A 25,212-nucleotide genomic window follows, 5' to 3' on the forward strand; every position below is an offset into this window, starting at 1 on the left:
GCACCGCGCGCCGTCCCTTAAGTTCCTGAAACGTCCTGACTGCTTAACCGACTCAGCCGATATTCTGTGCGAAACCCGCGGCCGTTTCCATGTCCACGGCCACGATGCGCGACACGCCCTGCTCCTGCATCGTCACGCCGATCAGCTGCTGCGCCATCTCCATCGCGATCTTGTTGTGCGAGATGAAGAGGAACTGCGTCTTGTCGGACATTGCGCGCACGAGGTTGGCGAAGCGTTCCGTATTGGCGTCGTCCAGCGGCGCGTCCACCTCGTCGAGCAGACAGAACGGCGCCGGATTGAGCTGGAACATCGCGAACACGAGCGCCGTGGCCGTGAGCGCCTTCTCGCCACCCGACAGCAGGTGAATGGTCGAATTCTTCTTGCCGGGCGGCTGCGCCATCACCTGCACGCCCGCGTCGAGAATCTCGTCGCCGGTCATGATGAGCTTCGCCTGGCCGCCCCCGAACAGACGCGGGAACAGTTCGCCAAAATGGTAATTCACCTGGTCGAACGTGCCTTGCAACAGCGTGCGCGTTTCCTGGTCGATCTTGCGGATCGCGTCTTCCAGCGTCTCGATGGCGCTCGTCAGGTCGGCCGACTGCGCGTCGAGGAAGGTCTTGCGCTCCTTCGCGGCGGCCAGTTCGTCGAGCGCGGCCATGTTGACCGGGCCAAGTGCCGTGATCGCGTTGTTGATGCGCGTGACTTCGCCTTGCAGGTACGGCGCCTTGAGATCCGGCGTGAGCTTTTCCTGCAGCGCGACTTCGTCAACGCCCGCGGCCTGCAACTGTTCGACGTACTGCTCGCCGTTCAGGCGCGCGGCCTGTTCCTTCAACTGCAATTCGGTGATGCGGTCGCGCAGCGGTTGCAGCGCGCGTTCGGCGTTCAGGCGCGTCTCGTCGGCGGCGCGCAGTTTGGCGCTCAGATCGTCGAGTTCGGCACGTGCGTTGCGCAGCGCTTCTTCCTTTTCCGCGCGAATTTCCAGCGCGTCGTGCAGTCCCGTGTGCGCGGTCTGCTCGTTGATCGTTTCGAGTTCGGCGCGCGCGTCTTCGAGCGACGCGGCGACGCGCTCGCTCTGGTCGTGCGCGACCTGAACGTTGCGTTTGAGCTCTTCAATGCGGTTGGCCATGTTGCGCGCCGCAAAGCGCGCATCGCCCGCAGCGCGTTCGAGATCGCGCGCCTGGTTGCGCGCCGTGCCGAGTTCTTCGTCGAGTGCTTCGAACGCGAGCTGGTTGTCTTCGAAGCGCGCCTGCAATTCGGCCAGTTCGGTGTCGTGACGCTCGAAATTCGCTTCCGACTCCGCACGCAGCGCGCGCTGCTCTTCGGTCTGCGCACGAATCTCTTCGCGCTCCTCGCGGATCTGCGTGCTGCGCGCGGTGTAACGTTCGTGCGCCTGCGTGAGCTTGAGCACGTCCATCTGCAAGGCGTGCACGCGCTGCGTCGCGCGTTCAGCCTGCTGGCGCAGCTCGGCGAGCTGAGCCGCTGCCTGGGTGTGCGCCGCTTCGGCACGCACCACGGCCGTACGCGCTTCGTCGGCGAGCAGCGCCTGGGCGCGCAGTTGCAGCGTAAGGTTTTCGATTTCCTGCTGGCGCGCCAGCATGCCGGCCTGTTCGGAATCGGCGGCGTAGAGCTGCACGCCCACGCGCGTGACCATATGGCCCGCCTTCACCACGAACACGCCGCCTTCCGGCAGCTGCGCGCGTCTGGCGAGACCATCGGCGAGATCCGTCGCTACGAACGTCGTGCCGAGCCATTCGGTCAGCACGGCGCGCAGGCCGGCGTCGTCGATCCGCACGAGCGAAAGCAGCGGCGTGAAACCCGCGGGCGCGACAGGCGTCGCAGCCGCGAGCGGCGGCGCATAGAACGCGAGCTTGGCCGGCGGCGCATCGCTTGCGAAAGCCTTCACCCAGTCGAGGTTCGACACCTCAAGAGCAGCGAGACGCTCGCGCAGCACGGCTTCGAGCGCCGTTTCCCAACCGGCTTCGACGTGCAGCTTCTTCCACAGACGCGGCAGCGCGCCCAGTTCGTGACGCTCGAGCCACGGCTGGATCTTGCCTTCGGTCTGGACGTTTTCCTGCAGCTGCTTGAGCGCCGCGAGACGCGCTTCGAGCTGGTGGGTCTGCGCGCTTTCCGAGTTGACACGCTCGTGCGCGGCACGGCGCTCTGCATCGAGACGCGGCACGGTTTCCTGTGCGTCGCTCAGTCGATCCTGCGCGTCGCGCTGGATCTCCTCCTGCTCCGCCAGCTGCATGCGCAGCTCTTCGAGCTGCACTTCATCCGGCGCGTCGAGCCCGCTCGCTTCCGACTTCAGGCGCTCTTCGCGCTGCTGAAGCTGCTGGAGCATCTGGTCGGCGTTGCGCTGATGCGCAGCTTCAAGCTTGATCGCCTGCTCGGTGCGCGCAATGCCCGCGCGCTCCTCGTTGAGCTGCGACTGCGCATCGCGCCAGCGGTTTTCGAGCGCGGGCAAGGCTTCCTGTTTCGCGGCGGCCTCTTCCTCGGCGACGGCGGCTTTTTCCTCGCCCATCGCCAGTTGCTCTTCGGCGTCCTCGATGTCGTCCTGGGCCTTCTGCGCCTGCACCTGCCATTGCTCGCGCTGCGCGGTGAGCGCGGCGATCTGCGCCTGCACGCGGTTGCGCGACTCGACGATGAACTTGATCTCGGCTTCGAGGCGGCTCACCTCGGCGTTCGCCTCGTAAAGCGAGCCCTGCGCGCCCTGCATGGCGTCGCTTGCCGAATAATGCGCGACGCGCAGCGTTTCGAGCTGCGCCTCGACTTCGCGCAGTTGCGCCGTGTGACGTTCGAGGTCGATCTGCGCCTGCTCGATTGCGCGTTGCTGGCGTTGCTGTTCGGCCGCCGCTTCGTTCTTGCGCAAGAGCCACAGCAGACGCTGCTTTTCTTCGCCGTCCGCCTGCAGTTCGCGATAGCGCGTCGCTACCACGGCCTGGCCTTCGAGCTTGTCGAGATTCGCAGACAGTTCGCGCACGATGTCTTCGACGCGCGTCAGGTTCTCGCGCGTGTCGTGCAGGCGGTTTTCGGTTTCGCGGCGGCGTTCCTTGTACTTCGACACGCCCGCGGCTTCTTCGAGGAACACGCGCAGCTCTTCGGGCTTGGCCTCGATGATGCGCGCAATCATGCCCTGACCGATGATCGCGTAAGCGCGCGGCCCAAGACCCGTGCCGAGGAAGATGTCCTGAATGTCGCGGCGGCGCGCCGGCAGATTGTTGATGTAGTAGCTGGAGGTGCCGTCGCGCGTGAGCACGCGCTTGACGGCAATCTCGGCATACTGGCCCCACTGGCCGGCGGCGCGGCCGTCCGCGTTGTCGAACACGAGTTCGACGCTCGCGCGGCTACCGGGCTTGCGCGCCGTGGAACCGTTGAAGATGACGTCCTGCATCGACTCGCCGCGCAGCTCGGAGGCACGGGATTCGCCGAGCACCCAGCGCACGGCGTCGATGATGTTCGATTTGCCACAGCCATTCGGCCCGACCACGCCAACGAGCTGGCCCGGAACCTGGAAATGCGTGGGATCGACGAATGATTTGAAGCCAGCGAGTTTAATCGAGGTCAGACGCACGGCGATATCGCTGTTTGAATAGGGAGAGTGAACGGGACCGCCCGCGCCGCTGGTCGCAGGCCGCGCGCCGCCGACCGTCAGACCGGTCGCACGACGGCGCGGCGCGCCGCATCAGGCATACATCAAGCATCTCGGGCAGCCGCCACGGCTCGCCGCACCACGCGCTTCATTCACTGCATGCGCGCCCCGGCCGGCGAGGATCAGCGGCAATCATACCATCGCACGCGAGCCATTCCGCCCGCTGCGCGGACTGGCGTTGGGTGCGGCGCTGTCTTTCGCGTCGCTTTCGGGCGCGTCGGCTTCCTGGGATGCACTTTCGTCGGCGTTGGCGGCTGCGTTGACGGCTGCATTTGCGTCGTTTCCGGTGCGATCGCGCGCGTTGGCAGCGGCTTCGTCGATCCGGCTGGTCTGCGCGTGGGCGATTGCGCTCGCATCGGCGCTTTCGTGCGCGGGCGACTCGTCCTGGCGCTTCGCATCCTGCGTGCGATGCACCCAGCTCGACAGCAGCGAAGCCAGCACGATGCACGCGCCGCCCGCCCATTCGCGCGGGCCCGGCGTCTCGCCCGCCAGCAGCCACGACGAGAGCGCCGTCACAACGATTTCGAACAGCATGATGATCGAAGCCCGGTTGGCGGGCACGCGCGCGAGACCGTACTGCACGAGCATGTTGTTCGAACTGAGCAGCAGGCCGAGCACCAACACCAGCAACACGACCTGCGCGACCGGCTCGCCCGCGTGAAGCACAGGCAGCGGCTCGAAGCACGAGGCCAGTGCGCCGAAAATCGCCGCGCCGCCGAAGATCACGGCGGTGCGCATTTCCGGTTTCATCTGCGGCAGGACGCGGCTCGTCTTGACCACCAGCACGTTGCTCATCGCGAAACCCATCCCGGCGATCAGCCCCGCCCACTCCGCCGCACTGCCCGGCAGCGGCACGCCGAGCTTCGGCGACCACAGCATCATCACCGCGCCCAGCAGCGACAGGCCGGCAAGCGCCGCGCCCGACCACGACAGACGCTCATGCAGGATGAAGTGCGCGAAAATCGCCGTCCATGCGGGCGTCAGATAGAACAGCAGCAGCACGCGCATCACTTCGCCGTGGATCGCGCCCCACACGAAGCCGATGTTGGTCACGCCTGCGGCGAGCCCCAGCATCGGCAGGATCCAGTGCCAGCGCACCGTGGCAATCGAGCGTCGGCGCAGCAGCAGCACGAACAGGCAACCCGCCGCGCTCGTGGCCGCACCGGCCGCCGTGCCGGTCAGACCAAAGCTGGCGAGCGTGCGCAGCGGATACCAGATCACGCCCCACACCGAAGCGCCGATCAGGATGGCGAGCGTAGGCCAGCCGGCCTTCAAGCTTGCGTTCATTGCGCCCCCTGCGCGCTGCGCCACGTTCGCCACGTCGCTTGCGCGATCCCCTTCATCGATTGCATCTCTAGCCCTTTCTGTCTCCAGCGCACGTCCGGCCTGACTTGCGAGCCCGGCGGGCCCGCAACGTCCGGACGTCGCCAAGTTATAATTCACGCTTTTCCAGCCACAGCAGTTGCGCAGCGACCGTTTCCGGCCCCGCCGCGCTCATGCACGTCCACGCTGCTGCGCTGCCACGCTTTTCATCTGTTTTTCGCCTCCGCCCGCCAAGCCAGTGAATCCGCTACTCGACACTCTCCAGTCCTATCCCTTCGAAAAGCTGCGCGTGCTCTTCAAGGACGTCACGCCCAATGCCGGCCTGCGCCACATCAGCTTCGGGATCGGCGAGCCGAAACATCCGACGCCCACGCTGATTCGCGAAGCCATCGTCGCTTCGCTCGACGGCCTGTCGGTGTACCCGGCCACGGGCGGCACGCCCGCGCTGCGCGAGGCGATCGCGAAATGGGTGACCGAGCGCTACGACCTGCCCGCGATCGACGCCAGCACCCAGGTGCTGCCGGTCTCGGGTTCGCGCGAAGCGCTGTTCGCGCTCGCCCAGGCGGTCGTCGATCCGACGGCGGGCGCAAAGGATCCGGCGAAGCGGGCGATCGTACTCTGCCCCAATCCGTTCTACCAGATCTATGAAGGCGCCGCGCTGCTTGCGGGCGGCGAGCCGTACTTCGTGAATAGCGATCCGGCCCGCAACTTCGCCTGCGATTATTCGCAGGTGCCCGAGGAAGTCTGGGCGCGCACGCAACTGCTGTTCGTCTGCTCGCCGGGCAATCCGACGGGTGCGGTGCTCACGCTCGACGACTGGCGCGAGCTGTTCGCGCTGTCCGACAAGTATGGCTTCGTGATCGCGTCCGACGAATGCTATTCCGAGATCTATTTCGACGAAACCAGGCCGCCGCTTGGCGGACTGGAAGCGGCGCACCAGCTGGGCCGCGGTTTCGAGCGCCTCGTGATGCTGTCGAGCCTGTCCAAGCGCTCGAACGCGCCGGGCATGCGCTCGGGCTTCGTCGCGGGCGACGCTGCGATCCTCAAGCAGTTCCTGCTTTATCGCACGTATCACGGCTCGGCGATGTCGCCGGTCTGGCAATCGGCTAGCATCGCGGCCTGGGGCGACGAAGCGCACGTGCGCGAGAACCGCGCGAAATACGTCCAGAAGTTCTCGACGGTGACGCCGATGCTCGCCGACGTGCTCGACGTGAAGCTGCCCGACGCGGCCTTCTACCTGTGGGCCAACGTCGCGCGCACGGGCCTGTCGGACGCCGCGTTCGCCCAGCGCCTCTACGCCGACTATAATGTGACCGTTCTGCCGGGCTCGTATCTCGCGCGCGAAGCGCACGGCACGAATCCCGGCGCCGGTTTTGTGCGCCTCGCACTCGTCGCGGACGTCGAGGAGTGCATCGAGGGCGCGCAGCGCATCGTCGACTTCTGCCGCTCGCTCGAAGCTAACGTCGAAGCTAACGGCTAGACAGCGGCTAGTCAGCGGCCACAAGCCGCCTGAATGGCATCAACGGCCAGAACCACTCTCCCGCACGCGCGCCTTGCCGCGCGTGCCACGCTTTGCCGATCGCGCCCTTGCGGCGCGCTTTTTCACCGAACTCTCACGAAATCACCACCATGTCGCAACAACTTCAGCAGATCATCGACACCGCCTGGGAAAACCGCGCCGACTTCTCGCCCAAGTCCGCGCCGAACGACGTGCGTGAAGCCGTCGCCCACGTGATCGCGGAACTCGACAAGGGCGCCCTGCGCTGCGCCGAGAAGAAGGACGGCGACTGGGTCGTCAACCAGTGGGTGAAAAAGGCCGTGCTGCTGTCGTTCCGCCTGGAAGACAACGCGCCGATGGCCGCAGGCGGCTTCACGCAGTTCTTCGACAAGGTGCCGTCGAAGTTCGCCAACTACACCGCTGAAGACTTCGCCGCAGGCGGCTTCCGTGTCGTGCCGCCGGCCATCGCGCGCCGCGGCTCGTTCATCGGCAAGAACGTCGTGCTGATGCCGTCGTACACCAACATCGGCGCTTACGTCGACGAAGGCACGATGGTCGACACGTGGGCGACGGTCGGTTCGTGCGCGCAGATCGGCAAGAACGTGCACCTTTCGGGTGGCGTCGGCATCGGCGGCGTGCTTGAGCCGCTGCAGGCCAACCCGGTCATCATCGAAGACAACTGCTTCATCGGCGCGCGCTCGGAAGTCGTGGAAGGCGTGATCGTCGAAGAAAACTCGGTCATCTCGATGGGCGTGTACCTCGGCCAGTCGACCAAGATCTATGACCGCGAAACCGGCGAAATCTCGTATGGCCGCATCCCGGCTGGCTCGGTCGTCGTGGCCGGCAACCTGCCCTCGAAGGACGGCTCGCACAGCCTGTACTGCGCCGTGATCGTCAAGAAGGTCGACGCCAAGACCCGCGCCAAGGTCGGCCTGAACGAGCTGCTGCGAGGCGACTGATGGCGAAGGCCTCAAAGACCGTCGTCGTCTACGGCATTCCGAACTGCGACTCCGTGAAGAAGGCCCGCGTGTGGCTGGAAGAGCACGGCGTCGAGTTCGAGTTTTACGACTTCAAGAAGGCCGGCGTGTCGAACGCGCTGGTGCAGGACTGGCTCAAGGACGTGTCGCTCGATCAGCTGATCAACAAGCGCGGCACGACCTGGCGCGGCCTGTCCGAGGTGCACAAGGCCGAAGCCGACACCACTGCTGGCGCGATCGCGCTGATGAGCCATAAGCCGTCGATCATCAAGCGTCCGGTGATCGCCGTGAACGGCCGCGTGAAGGCGCTCGGTTTCGCCGCCGAGCAGCTCGAAGCGATTTTTGCCTGAAGTTCGCGTGACTCCGATGAGCGTTCCACGCACGTCGGAGATCAACGCCATCACAAGCTGTTGCCGGCCCCTGATTCGTCAGCGGTGCCGGCATTTTCATTTGCAACCGGTCCATCCATGTCCGCCACCCTCGCCCTTACCGAAGCCCTGATCGCGCGCGCGTCCGTGACGCCCGACGACCAGCACTGCCAGCGCATCATGACCGAACGCCTCAACGCGCTCGGCTTCGCGTGCGAAACGATCGAATCCAACGGCGTGACCAACCTGTGGGCCGTCAAACGCGGCACGGCCGGCACCGACGGCCCGCTGCTCGCCTTCGCTGGCCACACCGACGTCGTGCCGACCGGCCCGCTCGAGCAATGGAGCTCGCCGCCGTTCGAACCTCATCACCGCGACGGGATCCTTTACGGCCGCGGCGCCGCCGACATGAAGACCTCGCTCGCCGCCTTCGTCGTGGCCAGCGAAGAGTTCGTCGCCGCACATCCCCAGCATCGCGGCGCGATTGCGTTCCTCATCACCAGCGACGAAGAAGGCCCCGCGACCGACGGCACGGTCAAGGTCGTCGAGGCGCTCCAGGCGCGCGGCGAAAAGATGGACTACTGCATTGTCGGCGAACCCACTTCGTCGGCAACGCTGGGCGACTGCGTGAAGAACGGCCGCCGCGGCTCGATGTCGGGCAAGCTCGTCGTCAAGGGCGTGCAAGGCCACATCGCCTATCCGCACCTGGCGAAGAATCCCGTGCACCTGCTCGCCCCAGCGCTGGCCGAACTCGTCGCCGAAAAATGGGACGACGGCAACGAATACTTCCCGCCCACCACCTGGCAGGTATCGAACCTGCACAGCGGCACCGGCGCGAGCAACGTAATCCCCGGCCACGCCGACGTGCTGTTCAACTTCCGCTTCTCGACCGCCAGCACCGTCGAAGGCCTGCAACAGCGCGTGCATGCGATCCTCGACAAGCACGGCCTCGAATACGACCTGCACTGGAGCGTGAGCGGCCTGCCCTTCCTCACGCCGCGCGGCGCGCTCTCGAACGCGCTTGAGACGGCCATCCTCGACGAAACCGGCGTGACCACCGAACTCTCCACCACGGGCGGCACCTCCGACGGCCGTTTCATCGCGCGCATGTGCCCGCAGGTGGTGGAATTCGGCCCGCCCAACGGCAGCATCCACAAGATCGATGAGCACATCGAAGTGAAGTTCATCGACCCGCTCAAGAACGTGTACCGCCGCGTGCTCGAACAACTGATCGCGTAAGCGCCCTGCGCTCACGCTGGAGTCCCATTCATGACCCATCCGCTTTCCACGACGTTTTCAACCGTGCGCGACCTGCTGCGCTACGGCGTCTCGCGTTTCTCGGCCGCACAGCTTGCGTTTGGCCACGGCTCGAGCAACGCCTATGACGAAGCCGCGTATCTGATCCTGCACTCGCTGCACCTGCCGCTTGACCTGCTCGATCCGTTCCTGGACGCGCGCCTGTCGAGCGAGGAAATCGACAAGGTGCTCGCCGTGATCGAGCGCCGCGCCACCGAGCGCGTGCCCGCCGCCTACATCACGCAGGAAGCGTGGATGCACGGCCTGCGCTTTTATGTCGACGAACGCGTGATCGTGCCGCGTTCGTTCATCGGCGAATTGCTGGCCGACGGCCTGCAGCCGTACGTGGAAGATCCCGAACAGGTCACCGCCGTGCTCGAACTCTGCACGGGTTCGGCGAGCCTCGCGATCCTCGCGGCGCACGCCTTCCCGAACGCCGATATCGACGCCGTCGACCTGTCCGCGCCCGCGCTCGAAGTGGCCAGGCGCAACGTGCACGAGCACGAGCTGGACGCACGCATTTCGCTGTTTGAAGGCGACCTGTACGCACCGCTGGCCGAGCGCCGCTACGACGTCATCATCACCAACCCGCCCTACGTCAACGCAGGTTCGATGGAGGCGCTGCCGCCCGAATACCGCCACGAGCCGGAGATGGCGCTCGCAGGCGGCGCGGACGGCATGGACATCGTGCGCCGCATCATCAAGGAAGCGCGCAACTGGCTCACCGATGACGGCGTGCTCGTGGTCGAGATCGGCAACGAGCGCGAAAACGTCGAAGCCGCGTTTGGCGGCCTCGATCTCGTCTGGCTCTCGACGAGCGCAGGCGACGATCAGGTGTTCCTGATCCAGGCCTGCGACCTGCCGGTTTAATCAGGCGGCCACGCTGATTCGCGCGTCGCCCGTTGAGGCGGCGCGCGCGTCCGATGCCCCCCACCGGCCCCGGCCGGCTACCGGGACAGCCCCCGTTGCGCGGGCTTCGGTAAGATGGACGCTTCCCGGCCTTTTGACTTGAGGCTGACAGCTTACGACTCAAGCCAGCCGTCCGGCTTCAGGAGCGTCCCGCGTCTTTATGCGATTCGACTGGTCAACCCTCGGCACCCTGCTTGCGATCATCCACCTGCTTGGACTGATCGCGGCGTGTCACGCCATCCTCGTCACCCGTACCTCCCAAGGCGCGATCGCGTGGGCCGTCTCGCTCGCGACGATGCCTTACCTCACGCTCATCCCTTACCTGTTTCTGGGCCGCAGCAAGTTCGCGGGCTACGCGGACGCCCGACGGCTGCGCAATGAAACGCTGCGCTCGCGCGCGCCCGGTCTCGGGCACTTAGGGAGCGCATCCGGCGACCGCCTTGCCGCAGAAGCGCACGGGGCCGCCGACTCGCTCAATCCACGCGTGATCCGCACGCTCTCGCACCTGGGCGGCATGCCGCTCGTGCCCGGCAACACGGTGCGTACGCTCGTGAATGGCGAGGCGACGTTCTCGGCGATCTTCGACGCCATCGAGCAGGCCCGGCACTACGTGATCGTGCAGTTCTTCATCGTGCGCGCCGATGCCCTGGGCGACATGCTCAAGGACTTGCTGCTCGGCTGCACCGCGCGCGGCGTACGCGTGCATTTCCTCTACGACAGCATCGGCAGCTTCGACCTGCCCGCGAGCTACGTGCGCGCACTGCGCGCGGGCGGCGTGGAAGTGCATCCGTTTTCGACCAAACGCCGCTTCGTCAACCGCTTCCAGCTCAACTTCCGCAATCACCGCAAGATCGTCGTCGTCGACGGCGAACGTGCGTTCGTCGGCGGCCATAACGTGGGCGTCGAATACCTGGGCGCGAAGCCACCGCTTTCGCCGTGGCGCGACACGCACATCGAAGTGCGCGGCCCCGTGGTGGCCAACATCCAGTTCGCGTTCACCGAGGACTGGTACTGGGTCACCCAGGAACTGCCGGGCAGCGAAGCGCCCGCGCCCAAGCCCCGCGACGGCGACGACATGGCCTGCCTCGTGATGCCCACCGGCCCCGCCGATCGTCAGGAGACCTGTTCGCTCTTTTTCGTGGAAGCGATCAACGCAGCGAACACGCGCATCTGGATCACCACGCCCTACCTCGTGCCCGATTCCGCCGTGCTGGCCGCCCTGCGTCTGGCCGCGCTGCGCGGCGTGGACGTGCGCATCCTGATCCCGAGCCGCCGCGACCACTTTGTAGTGTTCGAAGCCTCCACGCTCTACGCCTATGACGCCGTGCGCGCGGGTATCCGCATCTTCCGTTACCAGCCCGGCTTCCTGCACCAGAAGGTCGTGCTGATCGACGACACGGCGGCCGCCATCGGCAGCGCGAACCTGGACAACCGCTCGTTCCGCCTGAACTTCGAGATCATGGTGCTGACCGTGCATGCCGGCTTCGCCTCGGAAGTCGAAGCGATGCTGCTGCGCGACTTCGAAGCGAGCCTGGAAATCGATCGCGGCGAGTATCGCGACGCGCCCGCGTGGCGCAAGATCGCCATGCACGTCGCGCGCCTGTTCGCGCCGATCCTTTGATCCGCCCGGCGCAGCGTTACAGCAGTTTTTCGATGTCGGCGGCGATGGCGTCGGGCTTCGTGACCGGCGCATAGCGCTTGACGACCTTGCCGCTGCGGTCGACCAGAAACTTCGTGAAATTCCACTTGATGCGCTCGAGCCCCAACAGGCCCGGCGCCTCGCCGGTGAGCCAGTCGTAGAGCGGATGCGCGTTCGCGCCGTTCACGTCGATCTTCTCGAACATCGGAAACGTCACGCCGAAGTTCTTCTCGCAGAACGCGCCGATCTGCGTGGCGTCGCCCGGCTCCTGCTTGCCGAACTGGTTGCACGGAAAACCGAGCACCGCGAGGCCGCGCGAGGCGTATTGGTCGTAGAGCTTTTGCAGGCCCGCGTACTGCGGCGTGAAGCCGCATTCGCTCGCGGTGTTGACGATCAGCAGGACCTTGCCCGCGTAGTGTTCGAGGCTCACTGGCGCGCTGCCGCCGAGCGGTTGCGCGGTGAACGAATAGACCGTGGTCATCTGGCTCCTCCCCAAGGAAAGCGCCAGTCTACGTGAGAAAGCGTGCCGCCAGCACCCTGGCCAGATGGCTAGCGCGCGACGATGACGCTTGCGCGAATTGGCCGCGAATCTGTCGCGAACGCACCCCAATCGCGTACTGGCCGTTCGGCCGATGCCGGGCGCAGCGCGAGGCAGTCTAAAATAGCGCTTTACGTTTTGTCTGCGGCTTTGGCCGCGCCTGCGCTCCCGTGATCCGCTTCAATCAATTCAGCCTCGCCCGCGGCACCAAGCCGCTTTTCGACCAGACCTCGTTCACCCTCAATCCGGGCGAAAAGGTCGGGCTCATCGGCGCGAACGGTGCGGGCAAGTCCACGCTGTTCGCCGTGCTGCGCGGCCAGCTGCACGCGGACGCCGGCGACTTCTCGATGCCGCCTTCGTGGTCGATCGCGCACGTCGCACAGGAAACGCCCGCTGTCGACAAAAACGCGCTCGACTACACGCTGGACGGCGACGCGCCGCTGCGCGAGATCGAGGCGCGCATCGCCGCGGCCTCGGCGGCGCATGACGGCGCGGCGGAAGCCGAAGCCCACGCTGCCTTCGCCGATGCCGACGGCTACACGGCTCCCGCGCGCGCAGAAGCGCTGCTGCTGGGTCTCGGCTTCACGATGGAGCAGACGCGCCAGCCGGTCGCGAGCTTCTCGGGCGGCTGGCGCATGCGCCTGAACCTCGCGCAGGCGCTGATGTGCCGCTCGGATCTGCTGCTGCTCGACGAACCCACGAACCACCTGGATCTGGACGCGATCGTCTGGCTCGAAGACTGGCTGCATCGTTATCCAGGCACGCTCGTCGTGATTTCGCACGACCGCGAATTCCTCGACTCGGTCTGCAATGTCACGCTGCATCTGGAAAACCAGCAGATCAAGCGCTACGGCGGCAATTACTCGCAGTTCGAGATCCTGCGCGCGCAACAGATCGCGCTCCAGCAAAGCGCCTTCGAGAAGCAGCAGCGCACCGTCGCGCACCTGCAAAGCTTCATCGACCGCTTCAAGGCGCAGGCCACCAAGGCGCGCCAGGCGCAAAGCCGCGTCAAGGCGCTGGAGAAGATGGAGCTGATCGCGCCCGCGCACGCGACCTCGCCCTTCACGTTCGAATTCCGCTCGCCCGATTCCGCGCCCAATCCCATGCTGGTGATGGATCGCGTGCGCTGCGGCTATCGCGCCGACGACGGCCACGAAACGCCGATCGTCGAAGGCGTCGCCCTGTCGATCCAGAACGGCCAGCGCATCGGCCTGCTCGGCGCGAACGGCCAGGGCAAGTCCACGCTCATCAAGACGCTCGCGGCCACGCTCGCGCCGCTGTCGGGCGAGCTGCGCACCGGCAAGGGCTTGCAGATTGGCTATTTCGCGCAGCATCAGCTCGAAACGCTGCGCCCGGCAGACACGCCGCTCCAGCATCTCGCGCGCCTTGCGCCCGACACGCGCGAGCAGGAACTGCGCGACTTCCTCGGCGGCTTCAACTTCCCCGGCGAAATGGCCACGGCGCCTATCGCGCCGTTTTCGGGCGGCGAAAAGGCGCGGCTGGCGCTCGCGCTCATCATCTGGCAGAAGCCCAACCTGCTGCTGCTCGACGAGCCGACCAACCACCTGGACCTCGAAACGCGCCACGCGCTCACCATGGCGCTCGCGCAGTTCGAGGGCACGCTGATTCTTGTCTCGCACGACCGGCATCTGCTGCGCGCCACCACCGACCAGTTCATGCTGGTCGCGAAGCACCGCCTGCAACCGTTTGACGGCGATCTGGACGACTATCGCGACTGGCTGCTCCAGCACGCCGCTGAACAGCGCGCGGCGCTCAAGGCCGCAGCCAGCGGCACGGCGAATGCGGCATCCGGCGCAAGTGCCGACGACGCCGTGAACCGCAAGGAGCAGCGCCGCCAGGAGGCGGAAACGCGCCAGCGCCTTGGGCACCTGAAAAAGCCCTTGCAACAGAAGATCGCCAAAATCGAGAAAGAGATGGACGCGCTCAACGCGGAAAAGAGCACACTGGACGCGTATGTCGCCGATCCGGCCAGCTACGAACCCGCGCAAAAGAGCAAGCTGACCGATTCGATCCGCCGTCAGGCCGAAGTCCAGGCACGCCTCGAAGCGCTTGAGGCCGACTGGCTCGAAGCCCACGAGGAACTTGAGCAGATCGGCTAGACGCCCGCGCATTACCGCTATCCACGCCAGTCAGCACCATCGTCAGGAGCCATCCGAGTGTCGACACCCGCCGCCTTGCAGGGCCTACGCGTTCTCGATCTGACCCGACTTTTGCCCGGGCCCGTAGCCACGTTGCGCCTGGCGGAAATGGGCGCGGACGTGCTCAAGATCGAGCCGCCCGGCGCCGGCGACGCGTCGCGCGCGATGATGCAGAACACCGCCGATGAACTCGCGGGACGCCCCGGCGCGTTCTATCGGCTCGTCAACCGCGGCAAGCGCGAAACGCGGCTCGACCTGAAATCCGAAGGCGGCCGCGCCGTGCTGCTCGCCCTCGCGCGCGACGCCGACGTGCTGGTCGAAAGCTTCCGGCCCGGCGTGATGGAGCGGCTCGGCGTCGGCTACGAGACGCTGCGCGCGGCCAATCCCAAGCTCGTCTATTGCGCAATCACGGGCTATGGCGCGAGCGGGCCGTTTTCTGAGCGCGCGGGCCACGACATCAACTACATCGCCTACGCGGGCGTGCTCGACCAGATCGCCACACGCGACGGCGCGCCTGTGTTGCCCAATTTTCAGATCGCCGATCTGCTCGGTGGCGCGCTGTCGGCGGTCTCGCAGATTCTGGCGGCGCTATGGCAGGTGTCGCGCGGCGGCGAAGGCCGTTTCGTCGATATCTCGATGGCGCGCGAATCGCATGTGAACAACGTGGTCGCGCAAGTGGCGCTCGCCAACGACGACGCGGCGGCGCTTCAACCGGGCGGCGGACTGCTCAACGGCGGCGTGCCCTGCTACAACCTGTACCGGACGCAGGACGACCGCTGGCTCGCGGTCGGCGCGCTCGAACTCAAGTTCTGGCAGACGCTTTGCACTGCACTGGGCCGTGAGGACTGGGCGCAGCGCCACTGGAGTCTTGGCCAGGCGATCGGCGGATCGGATGCAGTCGCGCTCACGCGCGACCTGGCCGCGCTGATCGCCGCGGAACCGCTGCAAACGTGGATCGACCGGCTCGAAGTGATCGACTGTTGCGTGTCGCCGGTGCTCAAGCCCGGCGAGGCCGCCAGCCATCCGCTTTTCAATGCGGATGTCCTGCAGGCGCTGCTCGACGATATCGAAGCGCAGCGCAAAGCCGCGGCACAGCCGCCCGCGAAGCTCGCGCGCCTGCCCATGGGCGCCGGGTCGGCGCCCCCTGCCGTCGCGCCGGCCAGCCCGCAACCGCAGGCCGGTCAAGCGGGTCAGCCCGGCAAGAAACCGTTCAATTACGGGCCCTGGGGCTAAAAACCGGGCCACAAAAACAGCAATGGGCGCATCATCGTGCGCCCATTGTCTTGTCTGAAGCTGGAAAAAACCGCGCGGCTAGCGTCGCGGCAAGGTCTGGCGCGGTGCGCGCTCATCGTCATACAACACGTGCTTGCGGCCTTCGATGTGGTGGGCAATGGTGTTGCGCACCTGCGCAGGCGTCACGTTGCCGGCGACCACCTGCCGCGAGATGCGGCCATCGCCGTCGATCCACTCGACGATGCGGCAACTGCTGCCCCAAGGCTGCATGAGCGGCTCGGAGACCCGGCAGCCGCGCACGACGATCGAACTAACGCCAATGGACGATTCTGTCTGTTTCAAAGTCGCTATCCTTTCCGCTGGATGCGGGGTTGCTCATTCGGGCAAGGATAGGGAAATCGCAAAACTTTCTGGTTACAGCGCGCGCCAGGGTTGTTACTAATCATTACGCGCCAGACCGTGCCTGCGCACGGTATTTCTGGCGCGCAAACGGCGTTTACTCGAACTCGCGCACGCGGTCGATCGCCTCTTCGATCCGCTCGACGGCGATCACGTTCAGGCCTTCGATCGGCTGCTTCGGCGCGTTGGCGCGGGGAATCAGCGCACAGGTAAAACCGAGCTTCGCCGCTTCCTTCAGACGATCCTGGCCGCGTGGCGAGGGTCGGATCTCACCCGCGAGGCCCACTTCGCCAAAAACGATCAGACCCTTAGGCAACGCCTTGTTACGCATCGAGGAATGAATGGACAGCAGCACGGCCAGGTCGGCGGCCGGTTCGGTGATCTTCACGCCGCCCACAGCATTGAGGAACACATCCTGATCGAAGCAGCCGATGCCCGCGTGCCGGTGCAGCACCGCCAGCAGCAGCGCGAGGCGGTTCTGCTCCAGACCGACGGCCAGACGGCGCGGGTTCGGGACCTGCGCCGTATCGACGAGCGCCTGCACTTCCACGAGCAGCGGACGCGAACCTTCCTGCGTCACCATCACGCACGAACCCGGCACGCTCTGTTCGTGCTGCGACAGAAACAGCGCGGAAGGATTGGCCACGCCGCGTAAGCCTTTTTCCGTCATCGCGAACACGCCGAGCTCGTTCACCGCGCCAAAGCGGTTCTTGAACGCGCGCACGAGACGGAACGACGAATGCGTGTCGCCTTCGAAGTACAGCACCGTATCGACGATGTGTTCCAGCACGCGCGGGCCCGCGAGGTTGCCCTCCTTCGTCACGTGACCGACCATGATGATCGACGTGCCCGACTGCTTGGCGATGCGCGTGAGCTGCGCGGCGCATTCGCGCACCTGCGCGACGGAGCCTGGCGCGGAAGTCAGCGCTTCGGAATAGATCGTCTGGATCGAGTCGATCACGGCGACGTCGGGTTTCTCGGCCTCGATGGTCGCCTGGATCTTTTCGAGCTGGATTTCGGCGAGCAGTTGAAGATCGTTCATCTTCGAGCCCTGCTCCAGCAGCCCGAGACGTTGCGCACGCAACGCAATCTGCGCAGCCGACTCTTCGCCGCTCACGTAGAGCGAGCGCCGGTCGGCGGCGATTTCCGCGAGCGATTGCAGCAGCAGCGTCGACTTGCCGATCCCCGGATCGCCGCCGATCAGCACCACGCCGCCCGCGACGAGGCCGCCGCCCAGCACACGATCGAATTCGCCGATGCCCGAGGTGAAACGCGGCACGTCCGAGGCTTCGATATCGGCCAGACGCCGTACCGGCGCGCTCTTGGCGAGCGCCTGGAAGCGGTGGTTGCCGGCCGGTTCCGCGACGCTTTCCACCAGCGTGTTCCACGCGTTGCACGCGGGACATTGTCCCTGCCACTTGTGCGCCTGTCCGCCGCATTCGGTACAGATATAGACCGTCTTCGCCTTCGCCATGCTGTGTTGTCGTGCCGCGTGCTTGCTACGCGTTTGTCTGAGGATTGAAGCTGATAAGTATGAAGTATGCGGGCAACCGCGGGCTTATTCCGCGCGCACCGGCACGCGCGGCGCGACCGCGCACATCAGCTCGTAGCCGATGGTGCCGCACGCCGCCGCCACTTCGTCGATCGGCAGGTTCGCGCCCCACAGCTCGACGCGCGTGCCCATGCCGACGTTCGGCACCGGCGTGAGGTCGACGGTGATCATGTCCATCGAGACACGGCCGACGATGCGCGTGCGCACGCCATCGACGATCACCGGCGTGCCTTCGGGCGCGACGCGCGGATAGCCGTCCGCGTAGCCGCACGCCACCACGCCGATGCGCATGGTCTTGCGCGCCGTGAATGTCGAACCGTAGCCAACGGTCTGCCCTTCGGCGACCGTCTGCGTGCCGATGATCTCGGAGGCCAACGTCATGGCGGGCTGCAAGCCGGTGCCGTCGAGCGCCGACGCCACGCCCGAAGGCGACGCGCCATAGAGAATGATGCCGGGACGCACCCAGTCGAAGTGCGACGACGGATGCCAGAGCGTCGCCGCCGAATTCGCGAGGCTGCGCATGCCCGCGATGCCTTGCGCGCCGCGCTCGAAAGCGGCCATCTGCTCGGCGATGCCGCGCGGGGCGTCGGCGTCCGAGAAGTGCGTCATCAACGTGATCTGGCCGATGCCGGGACAGGCGCGCGCGCGCTCCCAGGCCGCCCGGTACTTTTCGGGCGAATAGCCCAGCCGGTTCATGCCGCTGTTCATCTTGAGCTGCACGTTGACCGGCTTCGACAGGCGCGCCATTTCGAGCATGCGCATCTGCTCGTCGCAATGCACGACCGTCGTAAGGCTGTAACGATCGATCACGTCGATGTCGGTCGGGCGGAAAAAGCCTTCGAGCAGCAGGATCGGGCCGGCCCAACCGAGTTCGCGCAGTTTCACCGCTTCTTCGAGGTCGAGCAGGCCGAAACCATCGGTGGCGCGCAGGCCGGGAAAGGCACGTGCGAGTCCGTGTCCGTAGGCGTTGGCCTTGACCACGGCCCAGATTTTCGACTTCGGCGCGTACTTCCGGACGACGGAGAGATTATTGGCGAGAGCGGTGGTATGGATCGTGGCTGAGAGGGGGCGCGGCATGGGAGTTTTTTCGCAAAGACGCTTTCGAATCAGGAGCTTACAGGGTGTTTTCAGCGCCCGGCAGGCCCGCCAGGTGGGCGGTCAAGGAATGTGCTAGTCCGAATACCGCTATTTTCGTGATATAAAGCCCTGCGCACAACCCATTTCGAACGTAATAAGCCCGGATGCCTCCACCCGTCCGGGGCGGACGGACCGCAGCGAGGACAGCATCGCATCAGATGAAAAAAGGCTTTTACACCATCATGGCCGCGCAGTTTTTTTCGTCGTTGGCCGACAATGCGCTCCTCATCGCTGCGATAGCACTGCTGAAAGACCTCCACGCTCCGAACTGGATGACGCCGCTGCTCAAGCTGTTCTTCGTCCTGTCCTACGTCGTTCTTGCCGCCTTCGTCGGCGCCTTCGCCGATTCGCGCCCCAAAGGGCGCGTCATGTTCATCACCAATACCATTAAGGTCGTCGGCTGCGCCATGATGCTGGCCGGCACGCACCCCCTATTGGCCTATGGCGTCGTGGGCTTCGGTGCGGCGGCCTATTCGCCGGCTAAATACGGCATCCTCACCGAGCTGTTGCCGCCCGAGCGCCTCGTCGCCGCCAACGGCTGGATCGAGGGCACCACGGTCGGCTCGATCATTCTCGGCACCGTGCTGGGCGGCGCGCTGATCAGCCCGCATATCGCCGCGCACGTGATCCGCCATACGCCCGCCTCGATCAACACGCCCGCCGAAGCCGCAATGCTCGTGATCATGGGCATCTACGTGATCGCCGCCCTCTTCAACCTGCGCATTCCCGATACCGGCGCGCGCTATCCGCGCCAGGAACACGGGCCGATCCGCCTCATCACCGATTTCGCCGACTGTTTCAACACGCTCTGGCACGACAAGCTCGGCCAGATTTCGCTCGCCGTCACGACGCTGTTCTGGGGCGCGGGCGCGACGCTGCAATTCATCGTGCTCAAGTGGGCCGAAGTGTCGCTGGGCATGTCGCTGTCCGAAGGCGCGGTGCTGCAGGCGGTCGTGGCCGTGGGCGTGGCCGCGGGCGCGATGATCGCCGCCGCGCGCATCCCGCTGAAGAAGTCGCTGTCGGTGCTGCCGGTGGGCATCATGATGGGCGTCGCCGTGATGATCATGGCGTTCTACACGCGCAACCTGTTTCCGGCGCATTGGGGCCTGCATATCGGCCACCTGCGCGTGCCGGGTTATCTGCTGCTCGCGTATCTGTTCCTGATGGTGGTAGGCGCGCTGTCCGGCTTCTTCGTCGTGCCGATGAACGCCCTGCTCCAGCACCGCGGCCACGTGCTGCTCTCCGCCGGTCATTCGATCGCCGTGCAGAACTTCAACGAGAACCTCTCGGTGCTCGTGATGCTGTGCCTCTACGCCGTGCTCGTCTGGCTCGACGTGCCGGTCGCCATCGTGATCGTGCTGTTCGGCACCTTCGTGTGCCTGATGATGTGGCTCGTGATGCGCCGCCATCAGGCCAATCAGCGTGCGTTCGACTCGGTCGCGCTGATCGGCGAAAATCACCGGCATTGATGACGGCGGTGCGCATCGCTGCTGTCGATGCACCGCTTTCGCCAACTCGACTCTTTCCAGCGCCAGCGCACACGCGGCCTCGACACCGAAGCCCCGCGCGCGGCGCGTTCGCGACGCTGACATGACCTCTCCGATTTCCAACGTCCTCACGATCGCCGGCTCCGACTCCGGCGGCGGCGCAGGCATTCAGGCCGACCTCAAGGCGTTCTCCGCGCTCGGCGCGTATGGCGCGAGCGTCATTACCGCGCTTACCGCGCAGAACACGCGCGGCGTCACCGCGATCCACGCGCCCGATCCGGGCTTCGTGACGGCGCAGCTCGACGCCGTGTTCGACGACATCCGCATCGACGCCGTGAAGATCGGCATGCTCGCCAACGCGCCGATCGTGCGCGCGGTCGCGGACGCGCTGCGCCGCCACAAGCCGCCGCGCGTCGTACTCGACACGGTGATGATTTCGAAGAGCAATCACGCGTTGCTCGCGCCGGAAGCCGTTGCCGCGCTGCGTGAAGAACTTCTGCCGCTCGCGGGCATCGTCACGCCGAACCTGCCTGAGGCGGCGGCGCTACTCGGCGTCGAAGCGGCCACGGACGAAGCCGCGATGGTCGAACAGGGCGAAGCGCTGCGTGCGCTCGGCGCGCAGGCGGTGCTGATGAAAGGCGGCCATCTGGGCAGCACGGACAGCCCCGACTGGCTGATCGAAGCGGCCGGCACGCTGCGGCTTGGCGGCCCCCGCATCCCGGTGACGAATACGCACGGCACGGGCTGCACGTTGTCGTCGGCGATTGCCGCGCTCTGGCCGCAGCAGCCGACGCTCGCCGATGCCGTCGCGCAGGCGAAGACCTATCTCACGGGCGCGCTCGAAGCGAGCAACAAGCTGGACGTGGGCCACGGTGTCGGCCCGGTGCATCACTTCTGGCGCTGGTGGTAAGGCTTTCGCGTTACGCGGGCATTCATATTTGCTCGCGGGCGTAGGCGTGGGCGCGCGCGGGCCAGTCGTCGGGGACGATGAAGCCGCGCGAGCGTTCTACGTAAGCCCCCGCCCCACCGGTAGGGTCGGCGACAAAAGCGGCGACCATCACTGGCTCGTGCGCACGCGGAAGGTTCGCGAACAGCGTGGCCGGATCCGTCGGCGTCTCGACTTCTGTTAGCGACAATCTGGCGGCCGAGTTGGTGGCGGTTTCACCGCCATCTTCCAGCGGCGTGCTGACTTGGCTGTTAGTTGCTTTTGAAACCGGCGAACAAAGCTGCCGCGGCGCGAGCCAGGTCAGCCTCGGCAACACGCTCCAGCCATCCACGTCTGAGCGTTGCGCGAACGCCATCCAGTCGGCGTGCGTCACCCACCAGCCACGGCCGTGATCCTGCGCCAGCTCCGGCGCATCGGCGACGCGCCCATCGGCGCGATAGAAGAGCCAACCCTTGATGAACATTTGCGCGAGCCACGGCCCCGCAAAGCCGAGCGACGTCAACTCGGGGCGCTCGCTCAGACGCAGCTGGTGATCGCGCAGATGTCCAAACTTCAGATCCAGACGATCGCGCAGATTCGGCCCGACGTAATCGGCCAGCCGCGAAACCGTCTCGCCCTGCGTACCCGCATGCAGGAAGCACTTCACCGCCAGCTCCCAATGCAGGCGCTGGCCGCTTTGCGTTTCGACAAGAAAATCGCATTCGCCGATCGTCCTGCCCTCGCCGCGCAACGCGATGTTGGCGGCGATAAGACGCGGCTGCGCAGCGTTTTGCAGATACCAGGCCAGCAAGGTTTCGGCGTAGCGGCCCAGACGCTTGATGCGCGCGCCGTCGAGCGCAGCGTGCAGACGGGCAGGCTCGCGATCGAGTTGCAGGAGCCAGTCGATCGCGTTGCGCATCGCCGCTTCGCTCGACCACGTTTGGGCGAGCGGCATGTCGTGCTGGGCGCGCAGCAGATCGGCGCTGAACAACAGCCATGCGAGATCGCGCACGGCGGGATCGGAGAAACGGTCGATCAACGCTTGCGGACGCGGCCCGCCTTCCTCGTCAGGCACGGGCCGCACGGCGCTCATTGGCCGCCGCCCGCCGCACGCCACGTATCGCGCGCGAGGCACAGGTCGCTCCACGCCTTCGACTTGTCCTGCAAGCTGCGCAGCAGATAAGCCGGGTGGTACGTGACGATCACCGGCACGCCTTCGTACTCGTGCACGCGCCCGCGCAGCGACGCGATGCTGTCGCCGGTCTTGAGCAGGCTTTGCGCCGCGAAGCGCCCCATCGCGACGATGATCTTCGGCTTCACGAGCGCCACCTGACGTTGCAGATACGGCTCGCAACGCGCGACTTCGTCCGGTTCCGGATTGCGGTTGCCGGGCGGGCGGCACTTGATGACATTGGCGATGTACACGTTCTCGCCGCGCGCAAGCGTGAGCGAGCGCAACATGTTGTCGAGCAGCTTGCCCGCCTGGCCGACGAAGGGCTCGCCCTGGCGGTCTTCGTTCTCGCCTGGCGCTTCGCCAATCAGCATCCACTCGGCTTCGCGGTCGCCTACGCCGAATACCGTGTTCGTGCGTTTCTCGCACAAGCGGCAGCGCGTGCACGACGCCACGCGCCCGGCGAGCGTGTCCCAGTCGAGCGTGGCGACGTCGTCGCGCGGCGCGCGCACCGGCTCGATGTCGTGCGGCAGCACCGGTTCCGCCACGGAGTCGAACCACGCGAAGTCTTCTTCGGTGAACGGCGGCGGTTCTTCAGATGCGGACTGCACAGGTTGCGCCGGCTTTGCGGGCGCAGCGCGTTCACGTTCTGGTCGGGCCTGCTGCGGTGCTTCGTCCGCCGCGAAAGCGTCTTCGACACGCGCTTTCGGTGTCGTTGCACGCTCAACGACCGGCGCGGGCTTCGCGACTTCGCGGGCCAGCACAGGCGGCGCCTCTACGGCTACTTCTACGGTTGCTTCAAGCGGAGCAGCAACGACGGCTTCAACCGCCACTTCAGGCGCAGCCACCGTCGCGCCCTTGCGTACCCAACGCGGCGCAAGGCCCAACTCTTCCAGCGCGATCTCATCGAGCGGCATCCGCGCCCTCCAGTGCAATAGAAAAACGCATCACGATCGCGTCTTCGCGGGTGTGATGGCGGGCCGGGTAGTAGTTCTTGCGGCGCCCAATCGTGACGAAGCCGAACTGCTCATAAAGCCGGATCGCCCGATAGTTCGACGGCCGCACTTCGAGCAGCAAGCCTTCGAGTCCCTGTACGCGCGCGATGCGCACACCTTCGCGCAACAGCGCGAGGCCGGCGCCCGCGCCCTGCGCCGGCGGGGCGACGCACAGGTTAAGCAGGTGCATTTCGTCGACCACCGGCATCAGCACGCTATAGCCGATCAGCGTGCCCGTCACGTGGCGCATGCAAATGCCGTAATAGCCGTTGCGCAGCGAGTCTTCGAAGTTGCCGCGCGACCACGGAAATTCGTAGGCGGCCTTCTCGATGACGACGACCTCGTCGAGATCGCTTTCCGTCATCTGCGACAGATAGCGGTCGGTCATCAACACGCCGCTCATCGATTGCCCTCTTGAGCGTCGCCGCGCGCGTCTTTTACTGCCTCGCGTTCCTTTTCGGCTTTCGCGGCCATGCGCTCGGCGGTGGTCTGCGCGACCTTGTTGCGCACGTATTCGGGCGCGGCCTGGTCAGCGGGCAGCGTGCGGCCCGCACGGAACGCGCGCAGCGCGGCATGGGCGAGCGGCACCGCATGCGGCAGCGCTTCGGCGTCGACCGTGCGTGCCGTCGCGGCCGCCGTCAGGCGCGTGCCGAATGCCGCGGCCGCGTTGCCCGCGAGCGTAAACGGCGCGTCGGGGGCGACGATCGCCTCGGGCGCGTCGAGCGCGGCCGCCTGCAGCGTGCGCCAGTCGCCGGCGTCGCCCAAAGCCGCGTCCCACGCGTAATCGGCCCAGTAGGCCTCGTCCATGCGCGCATCGAGCGCCGACAGCACGCGCTGCGTCGAAGGATCGCGCAAGCGCGCACTTTCCGCGCAAACGAGCAGCGTGCTCACCGGCACCACAGGAATGTCGAGTCCGAACGCGAGACCTTGGGCCACGCCCGTCGCCGTGCGCAGGCCAGTGAAGGAACCGGGGCCGGAACCGAAGGCGATTGCATCGCAATCAGCGAGCGTGAGGCCCGCTTCGGCGAGCAGTTCGCCGATGGCGGGCAGCAGGCGCGTGCTGGAGACCGCGCCGGTGGCTTCGTGGCGCACCCAGACCTGCGGCGCCGATGGCGTAGGCGCGGATTGGGCGGCATGAGGGGCTTCGGCGCGAAGCAGCGCGACCGAGCAATATTCGGTCGAGGTATCGAGGGCAAGCAGCACGGTTTCAGTCATGACCGCTATTGTAATGCGCCGCTCCCGCGCAGTCGCCGCCTGGGCATGGCTCATACACTGACGGTACATGTCTGACTAGAGTGGAGGAATCGTTCCAACCCTATGCCGGATGAGGGTGCCGCAGCGCTGGTAGGATCGATGGGCTGAATCAATACCCAAGTGGAGGAAAAAAACTAATGAGCGACGTAAACGCCCAATTCGCCCAAGCCCAGCAAGACGTCCAGCAACTGACGGAGCGCCCGGGCAACCTGACGCTGCTGCGTCTGTACGCCCTTTTCAAGCAAGCCACGGAAGGCGACGTGCACGGCGACAAGCCGGGCTTCACCGACATCGTCGGCAAATACAAGTACGATGCGTGGGCCGCACTGCAGGGCACCGCCGAAGACGCAGCGAAGACCCAGTACGTCGAGCTGGTCGATTCGCTCAAGAGCGGCGCGGCAAGCTAAGCGCTAATCGCGCGCGTAAGGGCGTAGGCACGCGTAGGCAACATGCAGGCACATACGTACGCCAATCGCGCCCCATTTTTACCACCAGGAGCCAGCGGCAACGCAGCACCCGCCGCTACCTGACCGAAACCACCCTCGCCCCTTGCGTCAGGCTGTCGCAGGGCGCGAGGCGCTGGAAGCGCTGGCGCGGCGCAACAAAACGAGATATAATGCTTGCTGCGTTGCGCTCCGGTCGTCCATACGATCAGCAATACGCCTCGTAGCGTTAAGCTCCAATCCAGTTTAGAACCTGTCCC

At 65.9% G+C, this 25,212-nt stretch carries 21 protein-coding genes; 11 read left to right on the forward strand and 10 right to left on the reverse strand.

Annotation, left to right across the window (positions count from 1 at the left end):
- Nucleotides 1–52 precede the first annotated feature (52 nt).
- On the reverse strand, nucleotides 53–3,571 hold the full coding sequence (gene smc, locus BBA01S_RS01215) for a chromosome segregation protein SMC (protein ID WP_027814836.1): 3,519 nt from the start codon (nucleotides 3,569–3,571) through the stop codon (nucleotides 53–55).
- A gap of 210 nt (nucleotides 3,572–3,781) precedes the next feature.
- A complete protein-coding gene (locus BBA01S_RS39645) occupies nucleotides 3,782–4,936 on the reverse strand; it encodes a DMT family transporter (RefSeq protein WP_084161744.1) in 1,155 nt (384 codons plus the stop codon).
- A gap of 274 nt (nucleotides 4,937–5,210) precedes the next feature.
- On the opposite strand from BBA01S_RS39645, the gene dapC reads away from it, so the two are divergent.
- The 6 genes from dapC (at nucleotide 5,211) to cls (ending at nucleotide 11,641) form a co-directional block, all read left to right on the forward strand.
- Nucleotides 5,211–6,452 (forward strand): succinyldiaminopimelate transaminase, encoded by a 1,242-nt coding sequence (gene dapC, locus BBA01S_RS01225; RefSeq protein ID WP_027814837.1) that lies wholly within the window; start codon nucleotides 5,211–5,213, stop codon nucleotides 6,450–6,452.
- Nucleotides 6,453–6,601: 149 nt separating this feature from the next.
- Nucleotides 6,602–7,429 carry a 2,3,4,5-tetrahydropyridine-2,6-dicarboxylate N-succinyltransferase gene (gene dapD / locus BBA01S_RS01230; protein ID WP_027814838.1) on the forward strand — a complete coding sequence of 276 codons (828 nt, stop codon included), beginning with the start codon at nucleotides 6,602–6,604 and terminating at the stop codon, nucleotides 7,427–7,429.
- Entirely contained in the window at nucleotides 7,429–7,797 is a 369-nt protein-coding gene (locus tag BBA01S_RS01235; RefSeq protein ID WP_027814839.1) for an arsenate reductase, read from the forward strand. Before dapD ends, BBA01S_RS01235 begins: the two co-directional genes overlap by 1 nt.
- Before the next feature lie 117 nt (nucleotides 7,798–7,914).
- Nucleotides 7,915–9,054 carry a succinyl-diaminopimelate desuccinylase gene (dapE, locus tag BBA01S_RS01240; protein WP_027814840.1) on the forward strand — a complete coding sequence of 380 codons (1,140 nt, stop codon included), beginning with the start codon at nucleotides 7,915–7,917 and terminating at the stop codon, nucleotides 9,052–9,054.
- Between the two features lie 30 nt (nucleotides 9,055–9,084).
- Entirely contained in the window at nucleotides 9,085–9,981 is an 897-nt protein-coding gene (gene prmB, locus BBA01S_RS01245; protein WP_027814841.1) for a 50S ribosomal protein L3 N(5)-glutamine methyltransferase, read from the forward strand.
- 199 nt (nucleotides 9,982–10,180) lie between these two features.
- Nucleotides 10,181–11,641: a cardiolipin synthase gene (gene cls, locus BBA01S_RS01250; protein ID WP_027814842.1), complete on the forward strand. Its 1,461-nt coding sequence runs from the start codon at nucleotides 10,181–10,183 to the stop codon at nucleotides 11,639–11,641.
- A 16-nt stretch (nucleotides 11,642–11,657) separates the two neighbouring features.
- On the opposite strand, the gene BBA01S_RS01255 is transcribed toward cls, so the two are convergent.
- Nucleotides 11,658–12,140 (reverse strand): glutathione peroxidase, encoded by a 483-nt coding sequence (locus BBA01S_RS01255; protein ID WP_027814843.1) that lies wholly within the window; start codon nucleotides 12,138–12,140, stop codon nucleotides 11,658–11,660.
- A gap of 227 nt (nucleotides 12,141–12,367) precedes the next feature.
- Here BBA01S_RS01255 and BBA01S_RS01260 point away from each other — a divergent pair, with 227 nt between their 5' ends.
- Complete coding sequence (locus BBA01S_RS01260) at nucleotides 12,368–14,317, forward strand: ATP-binding cassette domain-containing protein (protein WP_027814844.1); 1,950 nt, start codon at nucleotides 12,368–12,370, stop codon at nucleotides 14,315–14,317.
- Between the two features lie 75 nt (nucleotides 14,318–14,392).
- Complete coding sequence (locus BBA01S_RS39650) at nucleotides 14,393–15,589, forward strand: CaiB/BaiF CoA transferase family protein (protein WP_084161688.1); 1,197 nt, start codon at nucleotides 14,393–14,395, stop codon at nucleotides 15,587–15,589.
- A gap of 78 nt (nucleotides 15,590–15,667) precedes the next feature.
- On the opposite strand, the gene BBA01S_RS01270 is transcribed toward BBA01S_RS39650, so the two are convergent.
- The 3 genes from BBA01S_RS01270 to alr form a co-directional block, all read right to left on the reverse strand.
- Nucleotides 15,668–15,931 carry a DUF2866 domain-containing protein gene (locus tag BBA01S_RS01270; RefSeq protein ID WP_027814845.1) on the reverse strand — a complete coding sequence of 88 codons (264 nt, stop codon included), beginning with the start codon at nucleotides 15,929–15,931 and terminating at the stop codon, nucleotides 15,668–15,670.
- A 154-nt stretch (nucleotides 15,932–16,085) separates the two neighbouring features.
- A complete protein-coding gene (radA, locus tag BBA01S_RS01275; RefSeq protein ID WP_027814846.1) occupies nucleotides 16,086–17,462 on the reverse strand; it encodes a DNA repair protein RadA in 1,377 nt (458 codons plus the stop codon).
- An 84-nt stretch (nucleotides 17,463–17,546) separates the two neighbouring features.
- Nucleotides 17,547–18,617 carry an alanine racemase gene (gene alr, locus BBA01S_RS01280; RefSeq protein ID WP_027814847.1) on the reverse strand — a complete coding sequence of 357 codons (1,071 nt, stop codon included), beginning with the start codon at nucleotides 18,615–18,617 and terminating at the stop codon, nucleotides 17,547–17,549.
- 218 nt (nucleotides 18,618–18,835) lie between these two features.
- Between alr and lplT the strand changes: the two genes are divergently transcribed.
- Entirely contained in the window at nucleotides 18,836–20,146 is a 1,311-nt protein-coding gene (gene lplT / locus BBA01S_RS01285) for a lysophospholipid transporter LplT (protein WP_027814848.1), read from the forward strand.
- Between the two features lie 121 nt (nucleotides 20,147–20,267).
- The gene (gene thiD, locus BBA01S_RS01295) at nucleotides 20,268–21,074 is read left to right on the forward strand and encodes a bifunctional hydroxymethylpyrimidine kinase/phosphomethylpyrimidine kinase (protein WP_027814849.1); all 807 of its coding nucleotides are present in this window, start codon (nucleotides 20,268–20,270) and stop codon (nucleotides 21,072–21,074) included.
- 22 nt (nucleotides 21,075–21,096) lie between these two features.
- Here thiD and BBA01S_RS01300 read toward each other — a convergent pair whose 3' ends face one another.
- The 4 genes from BBA01S_RS01300 to tsaB are packed head-to-tail and all read right to left on the reverse strand — an operon-like array spanning nucleotide 21,097 to nucleotide 24,470.
- Nucleotides 21,097–22,182, reverse strand: coding sequence for a DUF1853 family protein (locus tag BBA01S_RS01300; RefSeq protein ID WP_042295576.1), 1,086 nt, complete (start codon nucleotides 22,180–22,182; stop codon nucleotides 21,097–21,099).
- Nucleotides 22,179–23,177 (reverse strand): uracil-DNA glycosylase, encoded by a 999-nt coding sequence (locus BBA01S_RS01305; RefSeq protein WP_027814851.1) that lies wholly within the window; start codon nucleotides 23,175–23,177, stop codon nucleotides 22,179–22,181. The genes BBA01S_RS01300 and BBA01S_RS01305 overlap by 4 nt, the downstream gene beginning before the upstream one ends.
- Complete coding sequence (gene rimI / locus BBA01S_RS01310) at nucleotides 23,164–23,658, reverse strand: ribosomal protein S18-alanine N-acetyltransferase (protein WP_027814852.1); 495 nt, start codon at nucleotides 23,656–23,658, stop codon at nucleotides 23,164–23,166. The genes BBA01S_RS01305 and rimI overlap by 14 nt, the downstream gene beginning before the upstream one ends.
- Nucleotides 23,655–24,470, reverse strand: coding sequence for a tRNA (adenosine(37)-N6)-threonylcarbamoyltransferase complex dimerization subunit type 1 TsaB (gene tsaB, locus BBA01S_RS01315; RefSeq protein WP_027814853.1), 816 nt, complete (start codon nucleotides 24,468–24,470; stop codon nucleotides 23,655–23,657). Before tsaB ends, rimI begins: the two co-directional genes overlap by 4 nt.
- 176 nt (nucleotides 24,471–24,646) lie before the next feature.
- Between tsaB and BBA01S_RS01320 the strand changes: the two genes are divergently transcribed.
- Nucleotides 24,647–24,916: an acyl-CoA-binding protein gene (locus BBA01S_RS01320; RefSeq protein ID WP_027814854.1), complete on the forward strand. Its 270-nt coding sequence runs from the start codon at nucleotides 24,647–24,649 to the stop codon at nucleotides 24,914–24,916.
- Nucleotides 24,917–25,212 lie beyond the last annotated feature (296 nt).

It is taken from the genome of Paraburkholderia bannensis NBRC 103871 (assembly GCF_000685015.1).
GTDB classification, from domain to species: domain Bacteria; phylum Pseudomonadota; class Gammaproteobacteria; order Burkholderiales; family Burkholderiaceae; genus Paraburkholderia; species Paraburkholderia bannensis.

Excerpts from the sequence above, each read along its gene's own strand:
- BBA01S_RS39645 (WP_084161744.1), bottom strand. The coding sequence starts at position 4,936 with ATGAACGCAAGCTTGAAGGCCGGCTGGCCTACGCTCGCCATCCTGATC.
- dapD (WP_027814838.1), top strand. The coding sequence starts at position 6,602 with ATGTCGCAACAACTTCAGCAGATCATCGACACCGCCTGGGAAAACCGC.
- BBA01S_RS01235 (WP_027814839.1), top strand. The coding sequence starts at position 7,429 with ATGGCGAAGGCCTCAAAGACCGTCGTCGTCTACGGCATTCCGAACTGC.
- dapE (WP_027814840.1), top strand. The coding sequence starts at position 7,915 with ATGTCCGCCACCCTCGCCCTTACCGAAGCCCTGATCGCGCGCGCGTCC.
- prmB (WP_027814841.1), top strand. The coding sequence starts at position 9,085 with ATGACCCATCCGCTTTCCACGACGTTTTCAACCGTGCGCGACCTGCTG.
- cls (WP_027814842.1), top strand. The coding sequence starts at position 10,181 with ATGCGATTCGACTGGTCAACCCTCGGCACCCTGCTTGCGATCATCCAC.
- BBA01S_RS01255 (WP_027814843.1), bottom strand. The coding sequence starts at position 12,140 with ATGACCACGGTCTATTCGTTCACCGCGCAACCGCTCGGCGGCAGCGCG.
- radA (WP_027814846.1), bottom strand. The coding sequence starts at position 17,462 with ATGGCGAAGGCGAAGACGGTCTATATCTGTACCGAATGCGGCGGACAG.
- alr (WP_027814847.1), bottom strand. The coding sequence starts at position 18,617 with ATGCCGCGCCCCCTCTCAGCCACGATCCATACCACCGCTCTCGCCAAT.
- lplT (WP_027814848.1), top strand. The coding sequence starts at position 18,836 with ATGAAAAAAGGCTTTTACACCATCATGGCCGCGCAGTTTTTTTCGTCG.
- thiD (WP_027814849.1), top strand. The coding sequence starts at position 20,268 with ATGACCTCTCCGATTTCCAACGTCCTCACGATCGCCGGCTCCGACTCC.
- BBA01S_RS01300 (WP_042295576.1), bottom strand. The coding sequence starts at position 22,182 with ATGAGCGCCGTGCGGCCCGTGCCTGACGAGGAAGGCGGGCCGCGTCCG.
- BBA01S_RS01305 (WP_027814851.1), bottom strand. The coding sequence starts at position 23,177 with ATGCCGCTCGATGAGATCGCGCTGGAAGAGTTGGGCCTTGCGCCGCGT.
- rimI (WP_027814852.1), bottom strand. The coding sequence starts at position 23,658 with ATGAGCGGCGTGTTGATGACCGACCGCTATCTGTCGCAGATGACGGAA.
- tsaB (WP_027814853.1), bottom strand. The coding sequence starts at position 24,470 with ATGACTGAAACCGTGCTGCTTGCCCTCGATACCTCGACCGAATATTGC.
- BBA01S_RS01320 (WP_027814854.1), top strand. The coding sequence starts at position 24,647 with ATGAGCGACGTAAACGCCCAATTCGCCCAAGCCCAGCAAGACGTCCAG.